Origin of the sequence: Delftia deserti (genome assembly GCF_042653485.1) — a bacterium.
In the GTDB taxonomy this organism is placed as follows: Bacteria; Pseudomonadota; Gammaproteobacteria; order Burkholderiales; family Burkholderiaceae_C; genus Comamonas; species Comamonas acidovorans.
The window spans coordinates 3,986,278-4,011,615 of sequence record NZ_JBHSIH010000001.1 but is presented as its reverse complement, the minus strand read 5'-3'; the positions used below and the strand labels follow the sequence as shown (position 1 = coordinate 4,011,615).

Here is a 25,338-nt window from a genome sequence, read left to right as displayed (position 1 = left end):
GGTTTCCTCCCTGAACGGGCACTGCAGCCCTCGTTTTCTCTTTCGCTGATACCCGTTCCACCTTGCCCTGCACGGCAGGCAAGGTGCGCCCTGCTGCACGCCTTTTTCCCCTTGCCGTTCAAGGGACATGCCTACAGGACTTCGCCATGCAAGCCTTTCGCAATCTCAAGATCTCCTCCAAGCTGCTGCTGGCCTTTGTGGCCGTCCTGGCATTGACCACCTTCGTGGGCCTTTATGCCGTGCTGCAGCTCAGCCGGATCAACCAGGCGTCCATCGACATCGCCACGCGCTGGATGCCTTCATCACGCATGTTGCTCGACATCCGCGCCACCACGGCCCGCTACCGCGTCAACGAGCTGCAGTACCTGATATCCACCAGCGACCAGGACATCGGTGCCTTCGACAGGATCATGGGCGAGCTGTGGAAGAAGACCCAGGCCCACTACGACAACTACGCCAGCTTTATCAGCACCGAGCAGGAAAAGGCCACCTACGACGAACTGGGCCGGCTGCGCACCGAGTATGCCAAGGAGCACGCCCTGGTCATGGCCCTGGCGCGCAACGGCCGCAAGGACGAAGCCCTCGTGCTGTCCCAGGGCGAATCGCTGGAACTGAGCCGACGCCTGTATGACCAGATCGACCGCATGGTGCAGATCGACCACGAAGGCGGGCAGCAGGCCAACGACCAAGCCAATGTCCTCTACCGCAGCGCGCGCGGCTGGGTGGTCGGCCTGCTGGGAGCCAGCATTTTGCTGGGGCTGGCGCTGGCGCTCACGCTGGCGCGCATCGTGGCGCGGCCATTGAACGAGGCGCTGGACGTGGCCCAGGCCGTGGCCGAAGGCGACCTGACGCACAGCATCCAGGCCACCACCACCGACGAAACAGGCCGGCTGCTGCACGCGCTGCACCGCATGGACCAGAGCCTCGTCCACATCGTCCGGCAGGTGCGCAACGGCACCGACTCGATCGCCACGGCCTCCAGCCAGATCGCCTCGGGCAACAATGATCTTTCGGCACGCACCGAGCGGCAGGCCAGCTCGCTGGAAGAAACCGCAGCCTCCATGGAGCAGCTCACCGTCACGGTGCGTCAGAACACCGACAACGCGCGCCAGGCCAACCAGCTGGCGGCCTCGGCCTCGGCCGTCGCCCGGCAGGGCGGCGAGGTGGTCTCCCAGGTGGTGGACACCATGGACGCCATCCATGCCTCCTCGCGCAAGATCGCCGACATCATCGGCGTGATCGACGCCATCGCCTTCCAGACCAACATCCTCGCGCTCAACGCTGCCGTCGAGGCGGCACGCGCGGGCGAGCAGGGCCGGGGCTTTGCCGTGGTGGCGGCCGAGGTGCGCGCCCTGGCGCGGCGCTGCGCCGATGCAGCCAAGGAGATCAAGCTCCTGATCGAGGACTCCAACGGCAAGGTCAGCACCGGGTCGGCCCTGGTCGCGCAGGCCGGGCAGACCATGCAGAACATCGTCAGCAGCGTGCGCAACGTGACCGACATCATGGGAGAGATCACGGCCGCCAGCGTCGAGCAGACGACAGGCCTGGAGCAGATCAACCAGGCCATCTCCCAGATGGACCAGGTCACCCAGCAGAACGCCGCCCTGGTCGAGCAAGCCGCCGCCGCCGCACAGTCCCTGCAGGAGCAGGCCTATAGCCTGCAGCAGGCCGTGAGCGTCTTCAAGCTGGAGCGCGGCCTGGAACTCACCGCCCTGCCCGCCACCCCCCAGCCCGCGCCGTCCCCCCGGTTCACTCGCCTGGCAGGGGTCGGCAACGCCGCCGCCCGGCCAGGCCGCCGGGAAGCGCACTGAAGCCGCCTTGGAGCGCGGGGGCGCGGTGATCAGAACGAATGGGCCATCCCGACGCCGAAAGCCGTGCGCGAGCTTTGGTTCTCGTAGCGCTGATGGCCCAGGCTGGTGTAGAGCATGGTGCGCTTGGACAGCGCGTACTCGGCGCCCAGCGACAGCATGTTGTTGGTATCGCGGTCCAGGCGCTGGCGCGCATAGCTGGCCTTGAGCGTGGTCGCGCCCATGCCGTAGGTGGCGCCCAGCGAGACCATGCGCGACTTGTCGGGCCCCGTGCCGGGCGTGCCCGACTTGCTGCGGTCATAGGCCAGCATCACCGCTGCCGTGCCGATGCGGTATTTGCCGCCCATGTACAGGTCGGTGTCGCCGCTGCCGTTGCGCTCATGCGCCAGCATGGCCGCCACCGCGCCCTGGTCGTAGTTGACCGACACCGAGCGCGCACGGCCCTGGCGACCCGGCGCCTCGGTGCGCTCGGGCGAGGCGCTCAGGTGCAGCGAGAAACCGCCGAACTTGGGCGAGTCGTAGAACACGCCGTTGGACATGCGGCCGTACTCGGGCGAGCCGTTGTTGCTGGCGCGGTCGGTCGGCGTCAGGTAGTGGGCCATGTGCCAGGCCGGCGAGGCGATGCGGTTGAAGTTGGACCAGGGATCGAACTGCCACTCCTGGCTCCACATGGCGCTGAGCGCACGGCCCAGGCGCAGATGGCCCCAGCTGCCCTGCAGGCCCACGGTGGACTCGTCATGCCAGAAGGGCTTCTTCGGATAGTCCTCGGTCAGGCCCGTGTCCAGATCGAAGCGCGTGCTCAGCCGGAAGGTGGCCTTCAGGCCGCCGCCCAGGTCCTCGATGCCGGCAATGGCCAGGTTGCTGCGCTGAATCGTCCCCAGCTTGCTGGTCTTGTCGAAATCCCGGAACACGCCCGCGTCCAGATAGCCACTGATGGTGACGTTGGAGCCGGTGGCAGTCGACTGGGCGGCCACGGGCAAGGCGGCGGCGATGGCGAGGGAGGCAAGGGTCAAGCGGGAAGTACAACGCATCCTGAACGGGTTCCTGGAAATGAAAAATGGCACAACACCGGCGCGGCCCTGGGGCATGCGCAAACGGCGACGGGGATTGCCACGACGGAGGTGGCTGGAACGGTGCGCAGCGGGCGGGTGGCCAGCGGCGACTTGGAGGCAGCCAGAATGCAGAACACAGCATGATCGCTGCACATTCATTGAACATCCCGGCCAAAGACGTCATCCGCGCAGATGGCGGGCAACAGGCGGCATTATGAAAGCTGGGGCCGGTGATGACCACGCCACCGTCAGGCCCGGTCAGTTTCGCAAGGCCGGTCTCAGCGGCTGCGCTCGGTGCGCGACACGTCCCAGAGCCGGTTCATCTCGCTGCAAAAGGGCTGGGCACAGGGCGCGCGGCCCTGGTACTGGCAGCCTTCGGTGGTACAGAAATGCGACTGGTGCTCGAAGGCCCGGCGCTCGCGCGGCAGCGCGCCCGAGGCCTGGGCCGCCGCCATGTGCAGCCAGGGATCGTTGCGCTGCTGCAGCATCTGCTGCACTTCCTGCGCGAACGCGGGCGACAGCGAAGCCACCGAGGCCAGCCCGGCCGGCGACGCCATGGCGCCACCGGGCTGGCGCAGCGGCTGCAGCTCCAGCAGCAGCAGGGCGCTGGTGCGCAGCGCATCGGCGCCACGCGGCTGCAGCACCACGGCTACCGGCCCCGAGGCCAGCGATTGCAGCGATGCATCCAGCGGCAGGCGCAGGCCCGGCTCCGTGGCCTGCGCGCCCGCCAAGGGCAGCGCAGCGCCCGCAGGCAGGGCCGCAGCCGCCGTGAAAGGGGCCGCACCCGGCGCGGAAGCCGATGCGGCCGCCAGCGCCATGGCCGCGCCCTGCGCCTGCGCCCAAGCCTGGGGCACCTGCAGGCTCAGCGTGAAGCCGCGCTCGCCCTGGGGCGTCAGCAGCGTGCCCTGCTGTACCCACCAGCTTTGCAGTGCGGGCAGGGTCTGGGTAGCACCGCCTGCAACACCTCCAGGCGCGCTGGCACCGGCCTGCGGCGCCAGCCCCGATCCGGCGAGCAGCGCATCCACCACCTTGGCCTTGGCGGCTGCCACGGCCAGCGTCACTGCGGCAGCAGAGGGCTGCAGGGAGGCTGCGGCCTGCAGTGCAGGCGAGGAAGACGCCGCCTGCGGCGCGGCGCCGGCCTGGGCAGAGGCCGATGTCCCCGTCTGCGGACTCTGGGATGACTGCGCTTGCCCTCCGGCCGGTGCTGTACCAGCTGTCGTGCCGGCGGCCAGCGCCTGCAGCAAGGCCGCCGAACCCGGCTGGGCTGCAAGCAGTTGCAGGGCCTGGCCCTGCTGGGTACCTACTTGGGCCAGCAAGGCCTCCAGCAGCCGGCCCAGCGCCTCGGACACGCCGCTGGCGGGCCACTGCGGCGCGGGCGCGCCGGGGCTGGACTGGACCTGGCGCGCCAGCTGGGCCACCAATTGCTCGAAGGCCTGCAGGCGCAGGCTTTGCAGCATCTCGGGCGACCAGCGCACGGCCGTGGCCGCTGGCAGCGTGACGGGAACGGAAGGTGACGCGGCAGCGGACGGTGCCTGTGGCGCCACCGGTGCGCCAGCGGCCGGGCCGGGCACAGGCATAGACACAGGCGCTGGCAGCGGCAGCCCTGCGGCTGGGGACGGGACGGGCGGCAGCGGCGAACTCATGTCAGAGGCTCCGCCCGGGCCATCAGGCCGATTCCGGGTAGAACAGGCGGCGCGTGGGCGTGCTGCCCACGGCCTTGGCGATGGCGCCGATGTGGTCCGGCGTGGTGCCGCAGCAACCGCCCACGATGTTGACCAGGCCTTCGGACGCGAATTCGTGCACCAGGCGGCTGGTGACCTCGGGCGTCTCGTCGAAGCCCGTGTCGCTCATGGGATTGGGCAGGCCGGCGTTGGGGTAGCAGCTGATGAAGGTCTCGGGCGCGGCCTTGTTCAGTTCCTGGACGTAGGGGCGCATCAGTGCCGCGCCCAGCGCGCAGTTCAGGCCGATGGACAGCGGGTTGGCATGGCGCACGCTGTGCCAGAAGGCCGTCACCGTCTGGCCCGACAGGATGCGGCCCGAGGCATCGGTCACCGTGCCGCTGATCATGATGGGCAGGCATTCGCCGCTTTGCTCGAAGGCCTCGTCCACCGCGAACAGCGCGGCCTTGGCATTGAGCGTGTCGAAGATGGTCTCGACCAGGATGACGTCGGCGCCACCCTCGATCAGCGCCAGCGTCTGCTCCAGGTAGGCCTGGCGCAGCTGCTCGAAATTCACGTTGCGCGCTCCCGGATCGTTCACGTCGGGGCTGATGCTGGCCGTCTTGGGCGTGGGGCCCAGGGCGCCGGCCACGTAGCGCGGATGGCCGGGCGTGCTGTACTTGTCGCAGGCCGCGCGGGCCAGCTGGGCGCTCTTGAGATTCATCTCGCGCGCCAGATCGGCCATGTGGTAGTCGTCCTGCGCGATGGTGGTCGCGCCGAAGGTGTTGGTCTCGATCAGGTCGGCGCCGGCCGCCAGGTACTTTTCATGGATGTCGCGGATCACGTCGGGACGGGTGAGCGACAGCAGCTCGTTGTTGCCCTTGACGTCATGCGGGAAGTCCTTGAAGCGGTCGCCCACGCTGCCGGGGCCCTTGTAGCCCTGGCCCCGGTACTGGGCCTCTCCCAGCTTGAAGCGCTGGATCATGGTGCCCATGGCGCCGTCAAGAATGACGAGGCGCTTGGCAAGGATGGCGGGAAGCTCTTTGGCGCGGGTGTACTGGGGCAGGCTCATGGGCAGCGATTGTAGGAACTCCGGGGCGGCCGTGCCGGGCACGAGGATTCCCCCAGAAAACCTGTCTGCGCCCCAAACAAGAGGCGCGACCTATGAAACTAGCGCACCCCCACGCCAGAGACACCGAGGAAGGGCCTATGCCGGCCGCGCCGCCCCGCACCGAGGGCGTCGTCCCCCTCCCGCGTAGCGAGAGAGGGGGAAGCGGCGCAGCCGCTCAGGGGGTGCTAACCATTTCAGCTGCAGACAGAGACGACTTGAGCCGGCTGGCGGCTCAGGCTCACATACACATGGCCCACGCCGCTGTCGAAATACGCCACCTCGTGGCGGCCCAGCTCCACCGATTCGCCGTTCTCGAACAGGATGCGCACCCGGCCCGAGAGCACCATCACGAACTCCTGGCCCGCATGGCGGATGGTTTCGGAGAACTCGCCGGCCTCGCGCGCATTGATCACGGCCACCAGGGGCTGCATCTTCTTGCCCGGGAAGGCGCCGCACAGCACGCTGTAGAGGTACTGGTCGGTCTCGTAGCGCTGCACGTCCTCGAAGCAGTCCTTGACCACGGTGGGCGTGTCGCCGGCCGCCTGCTGGGCGTCCCCGACCATGAACAGCCGTGTCATGTCGATGTCCAGCGCGTTGCCCAGCATGAGCACCTTCTCGTAACTCAGCGCGATCTGGCCGCGCTCGGCCTTGGAGATGGTGGACACGGCCAGCCCGCTGCTTTCGGCCACCTGCTGCAGCGTCAGGCCGCGCTCCTTGCGCGCCTTGCGCAGCTTGGCGCCCACTTCGTGCTTGCCCGCAGGCATGGCGGCGGCCGTGCGGGCGCCCGGCAGCACGGCGGTGAGGACCTGGTCTGGCGTGGGGAGAGGGCGGGGCCTGGGGCTGGATCTGGTGCGGGGGCTGGGCATGAAGCGGGCGATCGGTGCTGGCGACCGCCCGATTCTAGGGTCAGGCCCGGCCGTCAGGCACCGCGCAGGCCGGCCCCGGGCGCCTGCCTGCGGCCCATGCGCAGCCAGCCCACCAGCGCGCAGGCCATGAGGGCAAAGCCGATGTAGCCATAGACCGGGTAGACCATGCCCACCAGCGTGATGAAGCCCGCGAAGCTGCCGCCCAGGGCCAGCACGCCCGCCACGCCCGTGCCCCAGCGAAAACGCGGCGTGCCGGCCGGCAGGACGCGGGCCACGAAGGCATAGAGCATGCCCACGGCCGTGTTGAGGATCATGCCGAAGATGACCAGCGACATCAGATGCCCCAGCCAGGGCGAGATCTGCGTGGCCAGCGACAGCATGGGCATGGACAGGCCGCCCAGCGTATCCATGCGCCAGTACATCGCGGCCGCGATCATCAGCATCAGCAGGCCCAGCAGCAGCCCGCCCGCCACGCCGCCCCACAGCGCCACGCGGCGCGAGCTGGCCTGCCCGCCCATGATCACCAGGAAGGGCATGCCCGCCACCACGTTGTAGGAGACATAGAGCAGCGCCGCCACCAGCCAGTGGCCGGCGCCCCGGGGCTGGGCGGCGGCGGCGGCCTCCAGCGCGGCCATGTCGCCGTGGGGCGTCAGCAGCACGTAGCCGGCGACCACCACGGTCATGAACACCAGCAGCGGCGTGACGGCGCCGATGAAGGCGATCACCCGGCCCACGTCCAGGCAGACGATGAGCACCGTGGCGACGGTGGCCAGCACGCTGCCCCAGACCTCGGGCAGGCCCAGCCACTGGTGCAGCAGCGAGCCCGCGCCCGCCAGCATGACCACCGTGATGGCAAACAGGAAGAAGGTGATCAGCACATCGAACACCATGCCCACATGCCGGCCCAGCAGGGCCTGCACCACCTCCTTGTGCGAGCCGGCCTGCAGGCGCTGGCCCATGGTGGAGAACGCCATGGACAGGAAGACGAAGGCCAGGGCCGCCACCAGGCAGCCCGCCAGGCCGATGGCGCCAAAGCCCGCGAAGAACTGCAATATCTCCTGTCCCGAGGCGAAGCCCGCCCCGACGATGACGCCGACGAAGGCGCCGGCAATCCTGCTCACTTCCTTGAATGCACCCATGCCTGTCTCCTTGGATTGTTGTGTGTTGCGGGGGCTGAAAAGGTGAAAAAGGGATGACGGCTCAGGCAGCGAAGCGCGCCGGACTCAGCCGCAGGGCATCGACGCCTTGGGCCAGCAGCTCGGCGGGCAGCGGCTCGCGCATCAGCAGCGCGGCCGCGGCGGCCGAGGCGCCGGCTGCCGTCTGTATGCCGTAGCCGCCCTGCCCGGCCAGCCAGAAAAATCCCTCGCGCCGGGCATCCCAGCCGATCACGAAGTCGTCGTCGGGCGCAAAGCTGCGCAGCCCGGCCCAGACATGGCGCGGCCGGCGTATGCGCAGGCGGGTCAGTGTCTCGATGCGGTCTATGCCCATGGCCACGTCCAGCTCCTCAGCCACCACATCGTGCGCCGGCACGGGATCGGCATTGGCGGGCGAGCCCAGCAACTGGCCTGCATCGGGCTTGAAGTAGAAGCTCTCGTCCACGCCGATCACGGCAGGCCAGCCGTGGATGTCCTCGCCCTCGGGTGCGGCAAAGGTGAAGGCCGAGCGGCGCCGGGGCTCGATGCCCAGCGGCCGCGCGCCGCACAGCCGGGCCACGGCATCGGCCCAGGCGCCTGCGGCATTGACCACGGCGCGGGCACGGACCTGCGTGCCGTCCTGCAGCGCCAGCGTCCACAGGCCCTGGCCATCGCCATCCACCCCACGCTCGGCGCCGGACAGTTCGGCGCCGCAGCGCAGCCGCGCACCGGCACGCGCCATGCCGCGCAGAAAGCCCTGGTGCAGTTCGGCCACGTCGATGTCCATGGCATCCAGGTCATGCACGGCGCCCACGAGCAGGCTCTCCTGCAGGCAGGGCACCAGGGCGCAGGCCTGGCGCGCGTCGATGCGCTCGGCGCGCAGGCCGTCGCGGCGGTACATGGCCAGGGCCTCGTCCAGCTGGGACTCCTGGCCGGCCGTTCCTATGTAGAGCACGCTGCGCGGCTGCAGCAGCGCGTGCTCGCAAAAACCTTCGGGCGGCGCGCTGTAGAAGCCACGGCTGGCGCGTGTCAGCGCGCGTATCTGCGCGGTGCCGTAGCTCTCCATGAACATGGCGGCCGAGCGGCCCGTGGCGTGGTAGCCGGGCTGCGGCTCGCGTTCCAGCACCAGCACCGAGGCGCCGCCCCCGGCCAGCCGCCAGGCCACGGAGGCACCGGCCATGCCGCCACCGATCACGGCGAAATCCAGAACTTGGTTTTCCATCATTGATCACTCTTTTTTCCGATAAGAAAATTATCCGATAAGAAAAAAATGAGGCAAGCCCCTGGTCCTCGTGGTTTTCACCGGGGGCGCCGGACAAGAAAAAAGGGACGGCGCCTGGCCGTCCCTTGTGGCAATGCGCGCCGCGCGCTCAGGCCGGCGGCAGCTTTCCGTCCCAGCCACCGGCCAGGGCCTGGTACAGCGCCACGGCGGCGCGCAGGCCGCGCGCACGGCTGTCGGCGGCCGCGTCCTGGGCCGCATACAGGTCGCGCTGCGCATCCAGCACTTCGTACAGGCCCACGCTGCCCAGCTGGTAGCGGCGCTGCGCCAGTTGCTCGGCACGCTGGCGCTGCTCGGCGGCCTGGGCCAGGTGGGCGTCTTCGCTGCGCGTGCGCTGCAGGCGCACCAGGGCGTTCTCAGTGTCCTCCAGCGCCAGCAGCACGGTCTGCTGGTACTGGGCCAGCGCGGCCTGGGCGCCAGCCTCGCTGGCCGCGATGCGCGCCCGCACGCGGCCCACGTCGAGAAAGGACCAGTCCACGCCCAGGAACACGCTGCTGCGGGCGCTGGCGCCCTCGAACAGCGAGCCGCCGTGCAACGCCGTGCTGCCCAGCAGCCCGCCCAGCGACAGGCGCGGGAACAGGTCGGCCGTGGCCACGCCGATGCGTGCCGTGGCCGCATGCAGCCGTGCCTCGGCCACGGCCACGTCCGGGCGCCGGCGCAGCAGGCCGGCCGGCGTGCCGGGGTCGATGGCCGGCGGCAGCTGCGGCAGGGCGGCAGGCACATCCAGCGCGGCGATCAGCGCCTCGGGCACCTGGCCCGTGAGCACGGCCAGCCGGTGCTGTGCCATGGCGATCTGCGCCTGCAGCGCGGGAATGCGCGAGCGCGTGGCCTCCAGCTGGGCCTGGGCGCGCGCCAGGTCGAACTCGGTGCCGCTGCCGTGCGCCAGGCGCAGCTGCACCAGGCGCAGCGTGTCCTGCTGGTTGGCCGCGTTGGCCTGCGCCAAGGCCAGGCGCTGCTGCCAGCCGCGCAGGTCGGCGTAGCTGCCCGCCACCTGGGCCGCAATGGCCACCTGCAGGGCCGCCAGGTCGGCCGCATCGGCGCGCAGGTCGGCATGCCGCGCCTCGATGCTGCGCCGCACGCGGCCGAACACGTCGATCTCCCAGCTGGCCGACAGCCCGGCGGTGTAGCTGCGCTGGCTGCGCGGGCCATAGAAGGCCTCGCTCTCGCTGAGCTTTTGCTGCGTGGCCCGGCCCGACATCGTGACCGTGGGCAGCTGGTCGAAGCGGCTTTCGCGCAGCAGCGCCTGGGCACCGTCCAGCCGCGCCAGCGCCACCTGCAGGTCCTGGTTGTCGCCCAGCGCGCGCTCCACCAGCTGCGTCAGCTGCGGGTCCTGGAACTGGCGCCAGAAGGCGGCGTCGGGCTCGGCCTGCGGGGTGGCCGGTGCAGGCTCGGCCCGCGCGAACTGCGCCCCGGCCTGCGGCGCAGCAGGCGCCTTGAAGTCGGGGCCGACCGCGCAGCCGCCCACCAGGGCGGCGGATGCCAGCGCCAGCGCGTGGCGGCTCAGGGACTTGCGTATCTCAGGCATGTGGGGACTCCAGGGAAGCGGGCTGGGCAGGCCCGGTGGAATGCGCAGGCGCATGCCCCGTCAGCGCGCGGCCCGAAAGCCGGCGCAGCGTGACGTAGAACACCGGCGTGAGGAACAGGCCGAACAGGGTCACGCCCAGCATTCCCGAGAACACGGTCACGCCCGTGGCCGCGCGCACCTCGCTGCCCGCGCCGCCGCCGATGAGCAGGGGCACGGCCCCCGCGATGAAGGCGATCGAGGTCATGACGATGGGCCGCAGCCGCAGGCGGCAGGCCTGCAGCGCGGCATCGACGATGCCCACGCCGCGCAGCTCCAGCTCGCGCGCGAATTCCACGATCAGGATGGCGTTCTTGCAGGCCAGCCCCATCAGCACCACCAGTCCCACTTGCACGAAGACGTTGTTGTCGCCGCCGGCCAGCCAGACGCCGAACAGCGCCGCGCAGATGCACACGGGCACGATGAGGATCACGGCCAGCGGCAGCGTCCAGCTTTCGTAGAGCGCGGCCAGCACCAGGAAGACCAGCATCACGGCAATGGCGAAGACCACGGCCGCGGCGTTGCTCTGCTCCACCTGCTGGTAGCTCAGGTCGGTCCAGGCCAGCTCGATGCCGCGCGGCAGCGTGCGCTGCGCGATCTCCTGGAGCTTGGCCAGCACCTCGCCCGAGGACAGCACGCGCGGGTCGGAGTCGCCGATCAGATCGGCCGCCGGGAAGCCGTTGTAGCGCAGCACCGGGTCGGGGCCGAAGCTGGGCACCACGGTGACCATGGAACCTATGGGCACCATCTCGCCGCGTGCATTGCGCGTGCGCAGGCTGGCGATGTCCTCCACGGTCTGGCGGTGGTCCGCGTCGGCCTGCAGCATCACGCGCCAGACGCGGCCGAAGGCGTTGAAGTCGTTGACGTAGACCGATCCCAGGTAGGCCTGCAGCGTCTGGAACAGGTCGGTCAGTGCCACGCCCTGGGCCTTGGCCTTGGTGCGGTCCACCTTGACTTCCAGCTGCGGGATGTTGGACTGGTAGCTGCTGACCGGGTAAGTCATGCCCGGTGTCTTGGCGATCTCGGCCTGGAAGGCCTGCAGCGCCTGCTGCAGCGCCGCGTAGCCCAGGCCCGCGCGGTCCTGCAGGAACAGCGAGTAGCCCGAGCCGTTGCCCAGGCCCTGGATGGGCGGGGGCATCAGCGCATAGGCGAAGCCGCCCTCGATCTGCGAGAACTTCGCGCCCAGCTCGGCATTGATGGCCTCGGCGCTGCGCGTGCGCTCGCCGAAGGGCTTGAGCATGATGTAGGCGCTGGTCAGGTTGGGCGTGGTGGTGGACTGCAGCGCGTTGAAGCCCGCGAAGGCGGCGACCATGTCCACGCCTTCCACGCTTTTGGCGGCATCGACCATCTGGCGCGTGACCGCATCCGTGCGGTTCAGCGAAGCCCCTTCGGGCAGCTTGGCGCCGCCGAACAGGTACAGCTTGTCCTGCAGCGGGATGAAGCCGCCCGGCACGGCCTGGAACAGCACGGCCGTGCCCGCCAGCAGCGCCGCATAGACCGCGAACACCAGGCCCCGGCGGCGCAGCGAATGCCCCACCGAGTTCTGGTAGCCGTGGGCGCTGCGGTCGAAGAAGCGGTTGAAGGGTCGGAAGAGCCAGCCCAGGCTGCGGTCCAGCCCGCGCGCCAGCGGATCGCGCGGCGCGCCGCGCGGCTGCAGCAGCTTGGCCGCCAGCGCGGGCGACAGCGTCAGCGAGTTGATGGCCGAGATCACCGTGGAGATGGCGATCGTCACGGCGAACTGCTTGTAGAACTGACCCGTCACGCCGCTGAGAAAGGCCATGGGCACGAAGACCGCGCACAGCACCAGGGCGATGGCGATGATGGGGCCCGAGACCTCCTTCATCGCCAGGTGGGCCGCCTCCAGGGGCGTGTGCCCTTCCTCGATGTAGCGCTCCACGTTCTCCACCACCACGATGGCGTCGTCCACCACGATGCCGATGGCCAGCACCAGGCCGAACAGGGTCAGCGTGTTGATGGAGTAGCCCAGCAGGTACAGCCCCGCGAAGGTGCCGACGATGGACACGGGCACGGCCAGCAGCGGAATGATGGAGGCGCGCCAGGTCTGCAGGAAGACGATGACCACCAGCACCACCAGGATGACGGCCTCGATCAGCGTGCTCTGCACCGCCTTGATGGAGTCGCGCACGAAGACCGTGGGGTCCCAGACCGTCTCGAAGGCCACGCCCTCGGGCAGGTCCTGGGAGAGCTTGTCCATGGCCGCGTAGACCTGCTCGGCCACGCCCAGCGCATTGGCGCCGGGCGACAGGAAGATGCCCACGGCCGCCATGTTCTTCTTGTCGCTCCACGAGCGCAGCGTGTAGTCGCTGGCGCCCAGCTCGATGCGCGCCACGTCGGCCAGGCGCACGACCTGGCCGTCCGCGCCGCCCTTGAGCACGATGCTGCCGAATTCCTCGGGCGTCTTCAGCCGCCCGCGCACGTTGATGGACAGCAGCTTGTCCGCGCTCTGCGGACTGGGCTGCGCGCCCAACTGCCCGGCCGAGACCTGGATGTTCTGCTCGCGGATGGCGGCAATCACCTCGGGCGCCGTGAGCTGGCGCGCGGCCACCTTGTCCGGGTCCAGCCACACGCGCATGGCGTAGTCGCCCGCGCCGTAGATGCCCACGTCGCCAATGCCCGGAATGCGCGCCAGCACGTCCTTGATCTTGAGCGTGACGTAGTTGCGCAGGTACAGCGCGTCATGCTGGCCGTCCTGGGAGACCAGGCCCACGTACATCAGCGGCGTGGACGACTGCTTTTGCGTGGTCACGCCGAACTGGCGCACCTCCTCGGGCAGCCGGCTCTGGGCCTGGCTGACGCGGTTTTGCACGCGCACGGCGGCCGTGTCGGGATCGACGTCGGGGCGGAAAGTGGAGACCACCTGCAGGCTGCCGTCGGACGCCGCGACCGACTTCATGTACATCAGGCCTTCGACGCCGTTGATGGCCTCCTCCAGCGGCACGGCCACCGACTCGGCGACCTCCTTGGGATTGGCGCCCGGATAGGTGGCGCGCACCACCACGCTGGGCGGCACGACCTCGGGATACTCGCCCACGGGCAGCTGCGGAATCGCGACCAGCCCCACGGCGAACAGGATGATGGAGAGCACGACCGCGAAGATCGGCCGGTCTATGAAGAATTTGGAGAAGTCCATGCTGCTTCCCGGTTCACTGCGCGGCCACGGCCGACGCCTTGGCCACCGCCGCCTGCCCATCGCCGGGCGCTGGCTTGGGGCTGATCGGCATGCCGGGGTAGTAGATGCGTTGCAGGCCGCCGACCACGAGGCGGTCGCCCGCCGCCAGCCCCTTGTCCACCACGCGCCGGCCATCGACCATGCGGCCCAGCTCCAGGTCGCGGCGCTCGGCCTTGTTGCCCTCGCCCACCACATACACGTACTTGCGGTCCTGGTCGGTGAGCACGGCCTTGTCGTCGATCAGCAGCGTCTGCCGCTCACCGCCCAGGCCCTGCGCGTCTTGCAGTTGCACGCGCGCGAACAGGCCCGGCGTCAGCAGGCGGTCGGGATTGGGCAGGCGGGCGCGCATGCGCACCGTGCCCGTGCCCGCGTTGAGCTGGTTGTCGGTGAAGTCCAGGCTGCCCGCATGCGGAAAGCCTTCGTCGCCGGCCAGTCCCACACGCACGGGCCGCTGCGCGCCGGGCCGTCCCTTGGTGTCCTTGGCGGCCTGCTGCCGCAGGAAGCTGTGCTCGTCCGCATCGAAGTAGACATACACCGGGTCCTGCGAGACCACGGTGGTCAGCACGCTCTGGTCGGCCTGGGCCAGGTTGCCCACGGTGAGCAGGGCGCGGCCCGCGCGGCCGGAGACCGGCGCGCGCACCTCGGTGAAATCCAGGTTGAGCCGGGCTGCCGCCAGTGCGGCCTCGGCGGCGCGCACCTGGGCGGCGCTCTGGGCCAGGGCGCCGGCGCGCGTATCGGCCTCCTCGCGCGAGACGGCATGCTCGGCCACCAGCTGGCGGGCGCGCTGGTCCTGGGTGCGGGCCAGCGCGGCGCCTGCGCGCGTGCGCTCCAGCTCGGCCTCGGCGCTGGCCAGGGCCGCGCGGTAGGGCCGCTGGTCGATCACGAACAGCAGCTGGCCCTTCCTGACCTCCTGCCCCTCGCTGAAGGCAATGCGCTCGATATAGCCCGACACGCGCGGGCGCAGTTGGACCGACTCCACGGCATCGATGCGGCCGTTGAACTCGTCCCAGACACGCACGCTGGCCGGCACGACTTCGCTCACCAGCACCTCGGGCGCAGGCGGCGGACCGTCGCTGGCGTGGGCATCGCCCACGGCCTGCGGGCGGCAGCCGGCAAGCAGGGCCAGCGCCGCCAGGGCGCCTCCGAACAGGGCACGCCGCAACGGCGGCGGTGGAAGAACGGGCATGGATCGACTCTCCTTGAGGGGGATGGGCAAGGCCCTGCTGCCGGGGCTGCGGCGGGGCCGGAAAAAGGGGCAGGACCGCAGGCTCTGGAGGCCTTCCAGGCGGTTGCTCACAATGGGTTGCATTCTTCAAGTTCAAGTGAACTTGAAGTCAAGATCCGCGCGCAAAGACACCACGAAAATTGAGGACGGTTTGCCGGGGACATCGCTGGCCGGATCGGACAAGCGCAGCGGCAATTGACCAGGAACGACCTGAGAAGACCTGGACAGGCCCGGACAGACCCGGCCGGCCGCAGGCGCGCACAGACGGACACACGCGCGTTGCCGCACCTGCAGGACGCCACCACTACACTGCAAGGCCATCTGACCCAGGGTGGCGGCCAGGCATTGCCAGGTACCGCCAAAAAACGCCGACGAACGCCGACACCCTCCATGGAAAAGCACTGGATGCCTGCCGCATGAATCTGCTTGCTCACGCCACACTGTCCCGGCCACAGGGACGCAACGAACGCATCAGCACCGTGAGGGTGCTGGCCCTGGAGATGCCGGGCGGCGACACCACGGCCACCGCAGCGCGCCATGTCGTGACCTTGCAGGTCACGCAATTGAAGGCCGGCGTCGTCGCGCAGGTCGATGACAGCACGCTCACCCCCTTGCCCCAGGCGCTGGAGCCTGCACGCCAGCGCGCGCTGGCCTACCTGCGCCAGCGCCTGGGCGCGGGCGATGTGCTGCAGTCCCATGAGGGCTTTGCGGAGCTGGATGCTGAAGCAGGCCCGGCGCCCTCCCCCGGCCAGGCCCCGGGACAGGCCACGGTGCCGCCAGGCCTGCCGGAGTCGGCCCTGCAGGCCGGCGCCATTTCCGCCCTGTGCAAACGCCTGGACGGCAGCGCCTGGCGGCTGATGCCCTCGGGCCAGCAGGCCCGGTTGGTGTGGCGGCTGGCCGAGTATGCGGACCCCGGGCGCGGCGGCGCCGCCCAGCGCCTGCTGCATGCCCAGGTTCCACGCCTGGTGGCGCTGCTGGGCACGGGGGACGATCTACTCGACTACTGCCTGGCCTACCTCATCGGGCGCCTGGGCGATGGCGGCGCGGCAGTGGCCCTGCAGGCGCTGTCGCAACGCGGCACCAGCGAGGCCACGCGCGATCTGGCGCACCAGGCCTGGCTGGCCCTGCTGGAGCCGCAGGAACGCCAGGCGGCGCTGCAGGAGTACCAGGCGCAGTGGGCCGGGATCCCCCCGCAGGAAAACGGCCCGAAAGAGGACGGACCGCAGGCCGAACAGGCCTTCTTCCAGGCCCTTGGGCCACAGGCGCTGCTGGCGGCCGATGCGCTGGGCGCGCACGACGGCGCCGTCCACCAGCAGCTGCTGGCCTGGATGGAGCGCATCCCCTTCACGCGCGCCTGGTGGCCGGCCCTGCGGCGCATCCACAAGCGTGCCGAGTGGCGGCGCGACCACGCCCTGCTGGCCGTGCTGCATGCGCGCTTCGATGGCCCGCGCGACGAGGGTGCCGTCTTCAGCCGCGACACCTCGCTGTACCTGCGCCTGCGCGGCTGGCGCCAGCTGCGGCGCATGGCATCGGCCGACCACAGCGAAAGCGCCGCCCATGCCGCAGCCCTGCTCCAGGCCATGGACCGCTGCTGCGCGGGCCAGGCTGCCTCGCGCTCCGGCCGCCTGCCCGAATCGCGCTGGCTCATCGCCGCCAGGCTGCTGCTGCCGCGCTGGCCGCAACTGCATGCCTCGGCCCGCGCCCACACCTGGTACACCGACGAGCCGCTGGACCTGCAGCAGCTGCCTGCGCAGCGCGTCGAAGGGCTTTCGGCCATGTGGGACGCCCACCCCGGGCAACTGCTGCAACTGGTGGGCCGTTCGCAGTCCACGCTGCTGCTGTGGTCGCTCACGCGCGCCCTGCAGAACCAGAAGGCCTTTCTGGACGGCCTCGATGCAGCGGCCACCGCGCCGCTGCTGCACAAAACCTATGCACCGGCGGCTGCGCTGGGCCTTCGGATCGCGCAGCAGCGCATGGTCTCGCTGACCGACGATGCGGCACGCCGGCCCTGGCTGCTGGCGCTTGCGCAATGTGGCGACGGGCCTGCCGCCAGCTACCTGGGCGCCTGGCTGTCGCGTGACCGCGCAGGCGCCGCACGCGATGCCGAACTGGTGGCCGCCCTGCTGCTGTCACCGGCCGCCAGCTCGCGCACCCAGGGCCTGACCCTGCTGTTTTATGCCGATGGTGCAGCCGTGGCCCTGGCCTTGCTGGCGGCGCTGCCCACGCTGGAGGCCGAAAGCCCCGCGCTGGCCGATATCCGCGATGCCGTGCAGGCGCTGTTCGATGGCAACGGCCCGCTGGCCGCGCAGGCCGCCAGCGTCCCGGCCCCGCCGCTGCACCACCTGCTGGCGCACTCGGTGACGGCGCTGGTGGAAATGGCCACCGCCTGGCTGCTGGCACACCCGCAGGGCCTGCGGACCCTGCCGCCGGCGGCGCTGCGCGGGCTGCTGGAATCCGAGGAACCTGCGCGCATGGCCTGCGGCATCCGGCTCATGGGCAGCCTGGCCGACGATCTGCTGTGCGAGCAGGCCGCCATGCTGGCCGAATTCGCCGTATCACCGCATGCCGCCTTGCGCGCAGCGGCAGCGCCCCTGGTCGAGCGCCTGGCCGGCACTCCCCTGTACAACACGCGCTGCAACACCCAGATCGCCGAGCGCCTGCACGAAGTGCTGTTCCGCGCGGAAAAGGCCGAAGGCGTCCACGACGCGGCGCTGCGGCTGCTCACCGGCCCGCTGGCCGCCGTGGCCCCGGCCCGCGATGCCTCGGGCATCTGGCGCGCCCTGCAGGCCCAGGCCAAGGGCGCACAGCGCTACGGCGCCTGGGGCCTGAAGGCGCTGGACCTGCAGGCCTACACGCTGCGCCAGTGGTCCACGCTGGCGCGGCATGCCGATGCCGAGGTGCGCGCCTTGAGCCGCCAGAGCATCGATGCGCAGCTCACGCCCATGGACCGGACCCGGCCCGAGCAGGCCGAGCAACTGCTGCCGCTGGCCGACGCCCTGTTTGCCGACACGCAGCAGTACGCGCGCGACATGTTCGGCCAGCGGCTGCCGGACGGCGCCCTGTCGCCGCAGCTGCTGCTCGGCTGGGTCGATCACGCCCAGCCCTGGGTGCAGGCCCTGGGCCGCCAGCGGCTCGCGCAGCACATGAGCGCGCCCGAGGCCAGCCTCTTCCTCACGCGCCTGGCCCAGCATCCCGCCACCAGCGTGCAGCTGTTCGTCACGCAATGGCTGCTCGCCCTGCCCGACGAGCCCGCGCCGCAGCGCGCGGCGCGCCTGCAGGAGCTGCAGCCCTACTTCCTGGCCGTGCTCAGCCAGGTGCACCGCGCGCGCGCCAGCAAGACGCGCGTGCTGCATTTCCTGCGCAGCCAGGTGCAGGCGCCCGAGACCGCCGCCGTGGTGGCAGCCATCTTTGCGCGGCAGGTGGTCAGCGCCAGCCATGCCGACCAGCCCGACTATGTGGCCGGGCTGCGCGACATCGTGCAGCGCCATCCCCAGCTGGCGCAAAGCTTCATGCAGCCCCTGGCGGCGGAGCGGCGCGGCCAGGCCTCGTCTTCAACCTGAGCGCCGCAACAAGGCACGGAGTCGATCGGACATGGAATTTCGCTATCAGTACTACGGCAGCACGCAGGTCAACGACACGGCGGCCGAGCAGGCCTTCTCCTTCGCGCCCGACCTGCTGCGCCCACCCACGCGCTTCGACGGCCTGCTCAGGCGCGATGGCCCGGCCTACCTGCAGGTGCGCGAAGGGCTGTCCGCGCTGCACAGCGTGGTGGTCAGCGACCTGCGCACGCGCGGCCGCGACAAGACGGCCTACCGCGAATGGCTGCAGGAGCACGAAGCGCAAATGCTCGCCACCTTCATGGCCGACACCGGCGGCGCCCAGGCACGCGCCAAGGAAATCAGCGCCGAACTCAAGGACCTGCGCGAGACCCGCAACCAGGTGCTCTCCCCCTTCTACAAGGCCCAGCGCAAGTACTTCGACTGGCTGTTCGTGGCCAACCGCGATGCATGGTACGTGCTGGACCCCGTGATCACCGTGCACCCGGACCGGCTGCTGTTCGAGGCCTTCAGCCAGGACGAATCGAGCTACTGCGCGGTCAGCATCCGGCACGAGGCCTTCGAGCATGCGGGCGAGCGCATCTGCGGCACCACCAACATCGACTACTCGGCCAGCCTGTACGAGGAGTTCCAGAAGATCCGCAACTACCGGGACACGAGGCTGACGCTGGACCCGGCCGGCTTTGCCGTGCAGGTGGGCGGCGACCCCGCGCTGCGCGAGGAAAAGATCGACCTGCCCGACAGCTGGCTGCGCGGCTTCGTGCAGGTCTCCAGCGCCATGGCCCTGCCCGCCACCGTGCTGGAGCTGCACCCCATGGACCTGTTCAACATCTGCGCGCGGCTGCGTGCCCGGCGCGAGCGCCACGGCCCGCGCGCGCTGCGCTTCGAGCTGGCGCCGGCACAGCCGCCCACCGTGGTGTTCGAGCCCTGGGAGGAGCGCCTGGCCACCCGGCGCTCGCACGTCGTCAGCGATGCCATGGGCACGGGCGGCGGCACCATCCGCCTGTGGGGGCGCCGCCGCCTGCTCACGCTGGAGCGCCTGATCTCCCAGGCCACGCGCGTGCGCGTGCACCTGCTGGGCAGCGGCATGCCCAGCTTCTGGGTGATCGAGCTGGGCCTGGTCACGGTCACGCTGGGCCTGTCGGGCTGGAGCGCCAACGACTGGGCCGCCAGCGCGCGCTTTCACCTGATGGCGCCGCAGGCCGAGGTCACGCCTGCCCAGGTCGAGGCCGTGGGCCGGCAGCTGCAGTCGTGCTGGCAGGCCGGCGCGCAGGATCTGGCCCAGGCCACGGGCCTGTCCCCGGCCCAGGTGCACACGGCCATGACACGCTGGATGCAGGCCGGGCGCGCGGTCTACGACCTGGACGCCGGGCGCTACGCCTGGCGCGAATTGCTGCGCGAGCCGCTGACGGCGCAGCAATTGCAGCCCGCCAACCCCGAGCAAGACAAGGCGCTGGCCCTGGTGCGCGGCAAGGCCATTGCCCCGCCGCGCATCGACCGCAAGGACGGGTTCAGCCGCATCACCGGCCAGATCCCGCGCGCCGATGGCAAGCGCCTGTTCGACACCCAGCTCGAACTCGATGCCGATGAACGCCTGACCGATGCGCGCTGCAGCTGCAACCACTACCAGCAGTACCGGCTGCGCCAGGGCCCCTGCGAGCACATGATTGCGCTGCGCCTGGTGGCGCAGCCCCAGCTCGATGCCGCCCGCCAGCCGACCGGCCCGCAGATGAAGGCCGCAGGACAAGGAGAAATCGCGTGAACCGCTTCAATTGCTCTACACTGCCACGCGGAGCGACGCGCAGGCTCTTGCAACCCGGGTGGTGTTTCGCCACCCTTGTGAACTGCCGTTTCATGCACCACGGGCGCCGTTTTCACTGTGCCACCCCAGCGACGGTATGCGTTTTCCTGAGTGGCTTGCCACAAGCGAAACACGCATACCGTCGCGGGGTGGCGTCGAGCGAACAGCTCCCGTCCCGTGAGCCCTGCGGGCTCTTCGACGAGAAGCGCGTCGCTCCATTTCTTTGCCCGCCGCACAGCGGCCGGGCCCGCCTTGCAGGGGTGGCCGCATGAGCCAGCCGCAACCCACGCGCGCCGAGATCTACGAGCGCATCAAGGCATCGAGCAAACAGGAAGTCATCCTCGACGAGATGCAGCGCCTGGGCTTCTGGCCCAAGGGCGAGGGACAGCCGCAGCTGGCCGCCGCCCACATCCAGCGCGAGGGCGAGCTGCAGCGCGAACTGGCCGAGCTGCGCCAGCAGATCGCCGTGCGCCAGAACCCCGAGCGCGCATTGCGCCAGATGCGCAAGGAGCGCATGCAAAAGGCGCTGGCCCAGCGCGAGGAAACCAAACGCCGCCAGGCCCAGGAGCGCCACGACAAGGCGCTGGCCTGGCATGCCAGGCGGGCCACGCACGTGGGCTATCTGGGTCCCGGCGTCTCCGCTGCCCTGCAGGGACCGCAGGTCGGTGAGGCACAGCCTGCTGCCGGGCAACGCCGGCAGGCCGACCCGCAAAGGCTGGCCCGGCATGGCCTGCCGGAGCTTGCCGATGCGGCGCAGCTGGCCGATGCCATGGGCATCACCGTGGCCGAGCTGCGTTTCCTGGGCTTTCACCGCGAAGTGGCCCGCACCCACCACTACCACTCGTTCACCCTGCCCAAGAAGACCGGCGGCGAGCGGCTGATCTCCGCGCCCATGCCGCGCCTCAAGCGCGCGCAGTACTGGGTGCTGGACAACATCCTCGCCAAGGTGCCCGCGCATGGCGCCGCCCACGGCTTCCTGGCCGGCCGCTCCATCGTGAGCAATGCCGCGCCGCATGCGAGCCACGACGTGGTCATCAACCTGGACGTGAAGGACTTCTTTCCCAGCATTGCCTTCGGCCGCATCAAGGGCGTGTTCCGGCATCTGGGCTATGGCGAGGCCATGGCCACCCTCCTGGCCCTGCTGTGCAGCGAAAACCGCGCCCAGGCCTGGCAGGTGGATGGCGAGAAGCTCTTCGTCGGCGGCAAGGCGCGCGAGCGCGTGCTGCCCCAGGGCGCGCCCACCAGCCCCATGCTCACCAACCTGCTGTGCCGCCGCCTGGACCGCCGCCTGCTGGGCCTGGCCAGGCAGCTGGGCTTTGTGTACACGCGCTATGCGGACGACCTGACCTTCTCGGCCTCGGGCGAGGCCGCGCGCGACAACGTGGGCCGGCTGCTGGGCCGCGTGCGCTGGATACTGCGCGACGAAGGCTTCACGCCCCACCCCGACAAGGAGCGCGTGATGCGCAAGGGCCGCCGCCAGGAGGTCACCGGGCTGGTGGTGAACGCGGACAAGCCCGGCGTATCGCGCGAGACGCGCAGGCGCCTGCGGGCCGCCCTGCATCGCGCCACGCAGGCCAGCGCCGGCAAGCCGGCGCACTGGCAGGGGCAGGCAGCCCAGCCCTCGCAATTGCTGGGACTGGCGCAGTTCGTGTACCAGGTCGATCCCGTGCAGGGCGGGCCGCTGCTGGGCCAGGCCCGCCAGCTCACGCGCAGCCTCATCGACCGCGCCAACGATGCCCTGCTGCAGGCCAGCCGGCAGGACCGCGCGGCGGCGCGTGCGCAGGCGACCGCAAGCGCACAGTTCCGGCGTCTTGCCGCCAGCGGGCAGGCGCCTGCGCTGGCCAGCGGCAAGACCTGGTGGCAGCCGGCCGAGCCGGCGGCACCCGTGATCGAGAAGACCGACCAGCAGCGGCGCGAACAGCGGCTGCAAGAGCGCGAGGCCGCGCGCGCCCAGGCCGCGGCGGCCGCCCGGCCGGCCGTGGACACGCCGCAGCAGCAGCCCGCACAGGCGCCGGGCCCCGATGCACAGGCCCCCGGGCCATCGCCGATGCCCGGCCTGCTGGCCTACTGGGCGCAGATCGTGATCTGCTTCTTGCTGGGCACGGTGTTCCAGGCGCGCCTGATCACGCTGATCGGCATCGTGCTGGTCCTGCTCCTGCGCTACCGGCGCATACGGCGCTGGGATGTCTTCGCCGCTGCGATGGTGGTGGCCGTGCTGCTGGGCCTGGGGCTGCGGCTGTCGTGATGTTCGCGGGGCCGCAGGCCTCAGAGGCCTGCGGCCCCGCCCGCCACGGGCGCGCTGCGCAGCGCCAGGAAGCGGCGCGGCGAGGTGCCCACCGCCTTGCGGAACATGGTCACGAAGGCGGGTGCGCTCTCGTAGCCCAGAGCATCTGCCACGGTCTGTATGCGCAGCCCCTCGGACAGCTTTTGCAGTGCGGTGAGCACATGCAGCTGGCGGCGCCACTGGTTGACCGTGAGCCCGGTCTCGGCCAGGAACAGCCGCGTCATGCTGCGCTCGCTCATGCCGATGCGCTGGGCCCAATCGGCCAGACGTGCCTGCAGCTGCGGCTGCTCGCACAGGGCGTTGGTCATGCGGCGCAGGCGCCGGTCGTGCGGCAGGGGCAGGTGCAGTCCTTCGGGCTGCGCCGCCTGGATCTCGTCGAGCAGCACCTGCATGAGCCGGCCATCGCCGCTGTCGGGCTCGTAGTCCTGCGGCAGGCCCTGCACGCGGTCCAGCAGCGCACTGAGAAAGGGCGAGACGGCCAGCGCATGGCAGGGTCCGGGCACGGGGCGAACGGCCCCTGCCTCGACAAAGACCACGTAGCCGCTGGCCGCACCGCTGCAGCTGACGCGGTGCAGCGTGCCGCCCGGAATCCAGGCGGCGCTGCGCGGCGGCACCACGCAGACGCCCGCATCGGTCTCCAGCGTGATCAGCCCCGCATGGGTGACCATGAGCTGGCTCTTGCGGTGGGCATGGAAGTTCATCCCCCAGTCGCCGGGGCCCGACCGCATGGGCAGGACGATCACGGGACGGTCCACATGGTCGGGGTCCCACCTCTCGGGCAGGACTTTGAGCAGGGCGGAATCCACGGCATTCATGGTGTTTCTCTCAGTTCATGTCAATCGGTCATCAATCGGACCCGAGCAGCTCCCGTGCACGCTGCTGCGCCTCCTCGGGGGAGGCCACCAGCAGCATGGGATAGCCCCAGGCCTTGCCGAACATCTGTGCGAAGGCCTCGGCCTCGGCGCGCTTTTGCGCATCGGGCTCGGCGTGGACCAGGGCGCGCACCAGGCTTTTGAGCTCGGGGCGGCGGGCCTTCATCCACAGCACGACCTGCTTGCGCTCCTCGGGTGAGCGCTCCTCCTGGGACATGTCGCCGTCGCTGAAGAAGACAAAGGCCTGGCCGCGGGCCAGCAGGGCCGAGAAGTCCTCCAGCAAGCGGTCCACGGGCACGGCCTTGTCGCGCTCGTAGCCCATTCGGACCAGGGGAAAGCTGCTGCTGTCGATGTACATGGAAACCTCCGGCCAGTGCCATTCAATACAAATGAGACCCATTACTCTATGAATGAACGGCAGCTGCGTCATTGCAGCACTCGGCCAAAGAATTTCGCAGTCCGGCCAGGACGCTCGCATGGGCGGTACAGACCCGGTTGCCCTGTTCCTGCGCTTTCGCTCAGAATGGCCGCATTCTTCGAGTTCAAGTGAACTTGAAGTCAAGCCACGAAGGAAAGCCACCATGAAAACCGAGGATGATCCGCTGCTCAGCATCGGCGACGTGGCGCAGCGCAGCGGGGTCAAGGCCTCGGCGCTGCGCTTTTACGAGTCGCTGAACCTGATCGAGTCCGTGCGCAGCGCCAGCGGCCACCGGCGCTACCACCGCTCGTCGCTGCGGCGCATCGCCTTCGTGGTCTTCGCCCAGCGCATCGGCTTCACGCTGGAGGAGATCGCCGAGCAGCTGGCCAAGCTGCCCAGCCGCCATGTCCCCACGGGCGGGGACTGGCAGAAGATGTCGCGGGTCTGGAAGCAGCGGCTGGACGACCGCATAGGCGAGCTGCAGCGGCTCAGCGAGAGCCTGGACCAGTGCATTGGCTGCGGTTGCCTCTCGCTGCGCCACTGCGTGCTGCACAACCCCGGCGACCTGTGCGCACAGAATGGCCCCGGGCCGCGCCGCTGGCTGGGCGACCCTCCGCCCGTGGCCATGGGCGGGCCCTGCCCGGGCGGGCCTGCGCAGCACCCCGAAGACTGACTGAACCGGGGCCACACCTGCGTCAGGATCGACCGAACAGGTAGATCGAATCAACTATTTCCACGGATCAGCCGCTGTGCGGCGTTGTAGCCGCGGGTTTGGCCTCCCTGGTCGCTGCTTTCCTTGACCGTGTGTCCCTGCGGGGTGTACTGCACTTGGGTTTGCTCGGGCTGCGCTATTGCGTCGAAGGGCGGGAGTCTGGCGTCGCAGGTGAACTGGTCGTCTGCGTTGCGGCTCCACTGTCCCACCTGATGGCCACTGAAGGTGCAGTTGCGCACGGCGTCTTACTGGTATTGCTCCGTGGGCAGGCCAAGTCCTTGAGTGGCTGATCTGGCGCGGCCCTGGCTAAGCGGTTCATAGACGTACTCAGTTTAGCTCAGGTCGTTGCCGATCAACTTCGTTAATTTCTGAAAACGCCTCATTTACCCCGTTCAATCCGATTAATAGCGCATCCTTTACCGAATTACCATCAAACATTTCAAAATCAAACGATTCATCTGGAGTTGATATTTCTATCGTCATTTTATCCATCAATCTTCTCGACTCAGTCGAACCATATGTTGGAGCAGCCTCTATTTTTTCTCTTCTCATGATTCTTGGATAGAATTTCCCGTTACCTTTTCTTATGATTTGAATAGCTATTTTCACCGATCCAAATACTCCATCATCAGGCGTCTCAATATTAGGCAATTCATATGTAGACATCACTTCTGACAAATCATCAATAGACAACATATTTACCTCACTTCGTGACAATGGCGTTTATAACAGCCTCTGGGAACCCTGGAATTAGCATCTTTTTGTGCGTGCCTTGCACGCACCATCTTTAGATGTTCAGTCCCACAGTGAG

Annotated in this window: 17 protein-coding genes; 5 read left to right on the top strand and 12 right to left on the bottom strand. The window is 69.5% G+C overall.

Annotated features, from left to right (window positions below; translation table 11 throughout):
- Nucleotides 1–146 precede the first annotated feature (146 nt).
- Nucleotides 147–1,811, top strand: coding sequence for a methyl-accepting chemotaxis protein (locus ACFPFG_RS19230; RefSeq protein WP_197954358.1), 1,665 nt, complete (start codon nt 147–149; stop codon nt 1,809–1,811).
- A gap of 29 nt (nt 1,812–1,840) precedes the next feature.
- On the opposite strand, the gene ACFPFG_RS19225 is transcribed toward ACFPFG_RS19230, so the two are convergent.
- From ACFPFG_RS19225 to ACFPFG_RS19185, 9 genes are all read right to left on the bottom strand, one after another.
- Complete coding sequence (locus tag ACFPFG_RS19225; RefSeq protein ID WP_197954357.1) at nt 1,841–2,839, bottom strand: porin; 999 nt, start codon at nt 2,837–2,839, stop codon at nt 1,841–1,843.
- Nucleotides 2,840–3,138: 299 nt separating this feature from the next.
- The gene (locus tag ACFPFG_RS19220; protein WP_197954356.1) at nt 3,139–4,503 is read right to left on the bottom strand and encodes a Fe-S oxidoreductase; all 1,365 of its coding nucleotides are present in this window, start codon (nt 4,501–4,503) and stop codon (nt 3,139–3,141) included.
- A 22-nt stretch (nt 4,504–4,525) separates the two neighbouring features.
- Entirely contained in the window at nt 4,526–5,590 is a 1,065-nt protein-coding gene (locus ACFPFG_RS19215; protein ID WP_197954354.1) for a homocysteine S-methyltransferase family protein, read from the bottom strand.
- A gap of 233 nt (nt 5,591–5,823) precedes the next feature.
- Nucleotides 5,824–6,495 (bottom strand): helix-turn-helix domain-containing protein, encoded by a 672-nt coding sequence (locus tag ACFPFG_RS19210; RefSeq protein WP_197954351.1) that lies wholly within the window; start codon nt 6,493–6,495, stop codon nt 5,824–5,826.
- A gap of 53 nt (nt 6,496–6,548) precedes the next feature.
- A complete protein-coding gene (locus tag ACFPFG_RS19205) occupies nt 6,549–7,634 on the bottom strand; it encodes a YkvI family membrane protein (RefSeq protein WP_197954350.1) in 1,086 nt (361 codons plus the stop codon).
- Nucleotides 7,635–7,695: 61 nt separating this feature from the next.
- A complete protein-coding gene (locus ACFPFG_RS19200; protein WP_269670912.1) occupies nt 7,696–8,850 on the bottom strand; it encodes an NAD(P)/FAD-dependent oxidoreductase in 1,155 nt (384 codons plus the stop codon).
- A 148-nt stretch (nt 8,851–8,998) separates the two neighbouring features.
- Nucleotides 8,999–10,432, bottom strand: coding sequence for an efflux transporter outer membrane subunit (locus ACFPFG_RS19195; protein WP_197954347.1), 1,434 nt, complete (start codon nt 10,430–10,432; stop codon nt 8,999–9,001).
- A complete protein-coding gene (locus tag ACFPFG_RS19190; protein ID WP_034397640.1) occupies nt 10,425–13,619 on the bottom strand; it encodes an efflux RND transporter permease subunit in 3,195 nt (1,064 codons plus the stop codon). The genes ACFPFG_RS19195 and ACFPFG_RS19190 overlap by 8 nt, the downstream gene beginning before the upstream one ends.
- A gap of 13 nt (nt 13,620–13,632) precedes the next feature.
- Nucleotides 13,633–14,844, bottom strand: coding sequence for an efflux RND transporter periplasmic adaptor subunit (locus ACFPFG_RS19185; protein ID WP_197954346.1), 1,212 nt, complete (start codon nt 14,842–14,844; stop codon nt 13,633–13,635).
- Nucleotides 14,845–15,299: 455 nt separating this feature from the next.
- On the opposite strand from ACFPFG_RS19185, the gene ACFPFG_RS19180 reads away from it, so the two are divergent.
- The 3 genes from ACFPFG_RS19180 (at nt 15,300) to ACFPFG_RS19170 (ending at nt 22,486) form a co-directional block, all read left to right on the top strand.
- Nucleotides 15,300–18,443: a hypothetical protein gene (locus ACFPFG_RS19180; RefSeq protein ID WP_197954345.1), complete on the top strand. Its 3,144-nt coding sequence runs from the start codon at nt 15,300–15,302 to the stop codon at nt 18,441–18,443.
- A gap of 31 nt (nt 18,444–18,474) precedes the next feature.
- Entirely contained in the window at nt 18,475–20,202 is a 1,728-nt protein-coding gene (locus tag ACFPFG_RS19175) for an SWIM zinc finger family protein (protein WP_197954344.1), read from the top strand.
- 307 nt (nt 20,203–20,509) lie between these two features.
- Nucleotides 20,510–22,486, top strand: coding sequence for a reverse transcriptase family protein (locus ACFPFG_RS19170; RefSeq protein WP_197954343.1), 1,977 nt, complete (start codon nt 20,510–20,512; stop codon nt 22,484–22,486).
- A gap of 20 nt (nt 22,487–22,506) precedes the next feature.
- On the opposite strand, the gene ACFPFG_RS19165 is transcribed toward ACFPFG_RS19170, so the two are convergent.
- Nucleotides 22,507–23,340, bottom strand: a complete 834-nt coding sequence (locus tag ACFPFG_RS19165) for a helix-turn-helix domain-containing protein (RefSeq protein ID WP_034397632.1) — start codon at nt 23,338–23,340, stop codon at nt 22,507–22,509.
- A gap of 31 nt (nt 23,341–23,371) precedes the next feature.
- Nucleotides 23,372–23,755 carry a hypothetical protein gene (locus tag ACFPFG_RS19160; RefSeq protein ID WP_013800052.1) on the bottom strand — a complete coding sequence of 128 codons (384 nt, stop codon included), beginning with the start codon at nt 23,753–23,755 and terminating at the stop codon, nt 23,372–23,374.
- A 223-nt stretch (nt 23,756–23,978) separates the two neighbouring features.
- On the opposite strand from ACFPFG_RS19160, the gene soxR reads away from it, so the two are divergent.
- Nucleotides 23,979–24,488 (top strand): redox-sensitive transcriptional activator SoxR, encoded by a 510-nt coding sequence (soxR, locus tag ACFPFG_RS19155; RefSeq protein ID WP_183020314.1) that lies wholly within the window; start codon nt 23,979–23,981, stop codon nt 24,486–24,488.
- A gap of 366 nt (nt 24,489–24,854) precedes the next feature.
- On the opposite strand, the gene ACFPFG_RS19150 is transcribed toward soxR, so the two are convergent.
- Nucleotides 24,855–25,223: a hypothetical protein gene (locus tag ACFPFG_RS19150; RefSeq protein ID WP_183020312.1), complete on the bottom strand. Its 369-nt coding sequence runs from the start codon at nt 25,221–25,223 to the stop codon at nt 24,855–24,857.
- Nucleotides 25,224–25,338: the final 115 nt, after the last annotated feature.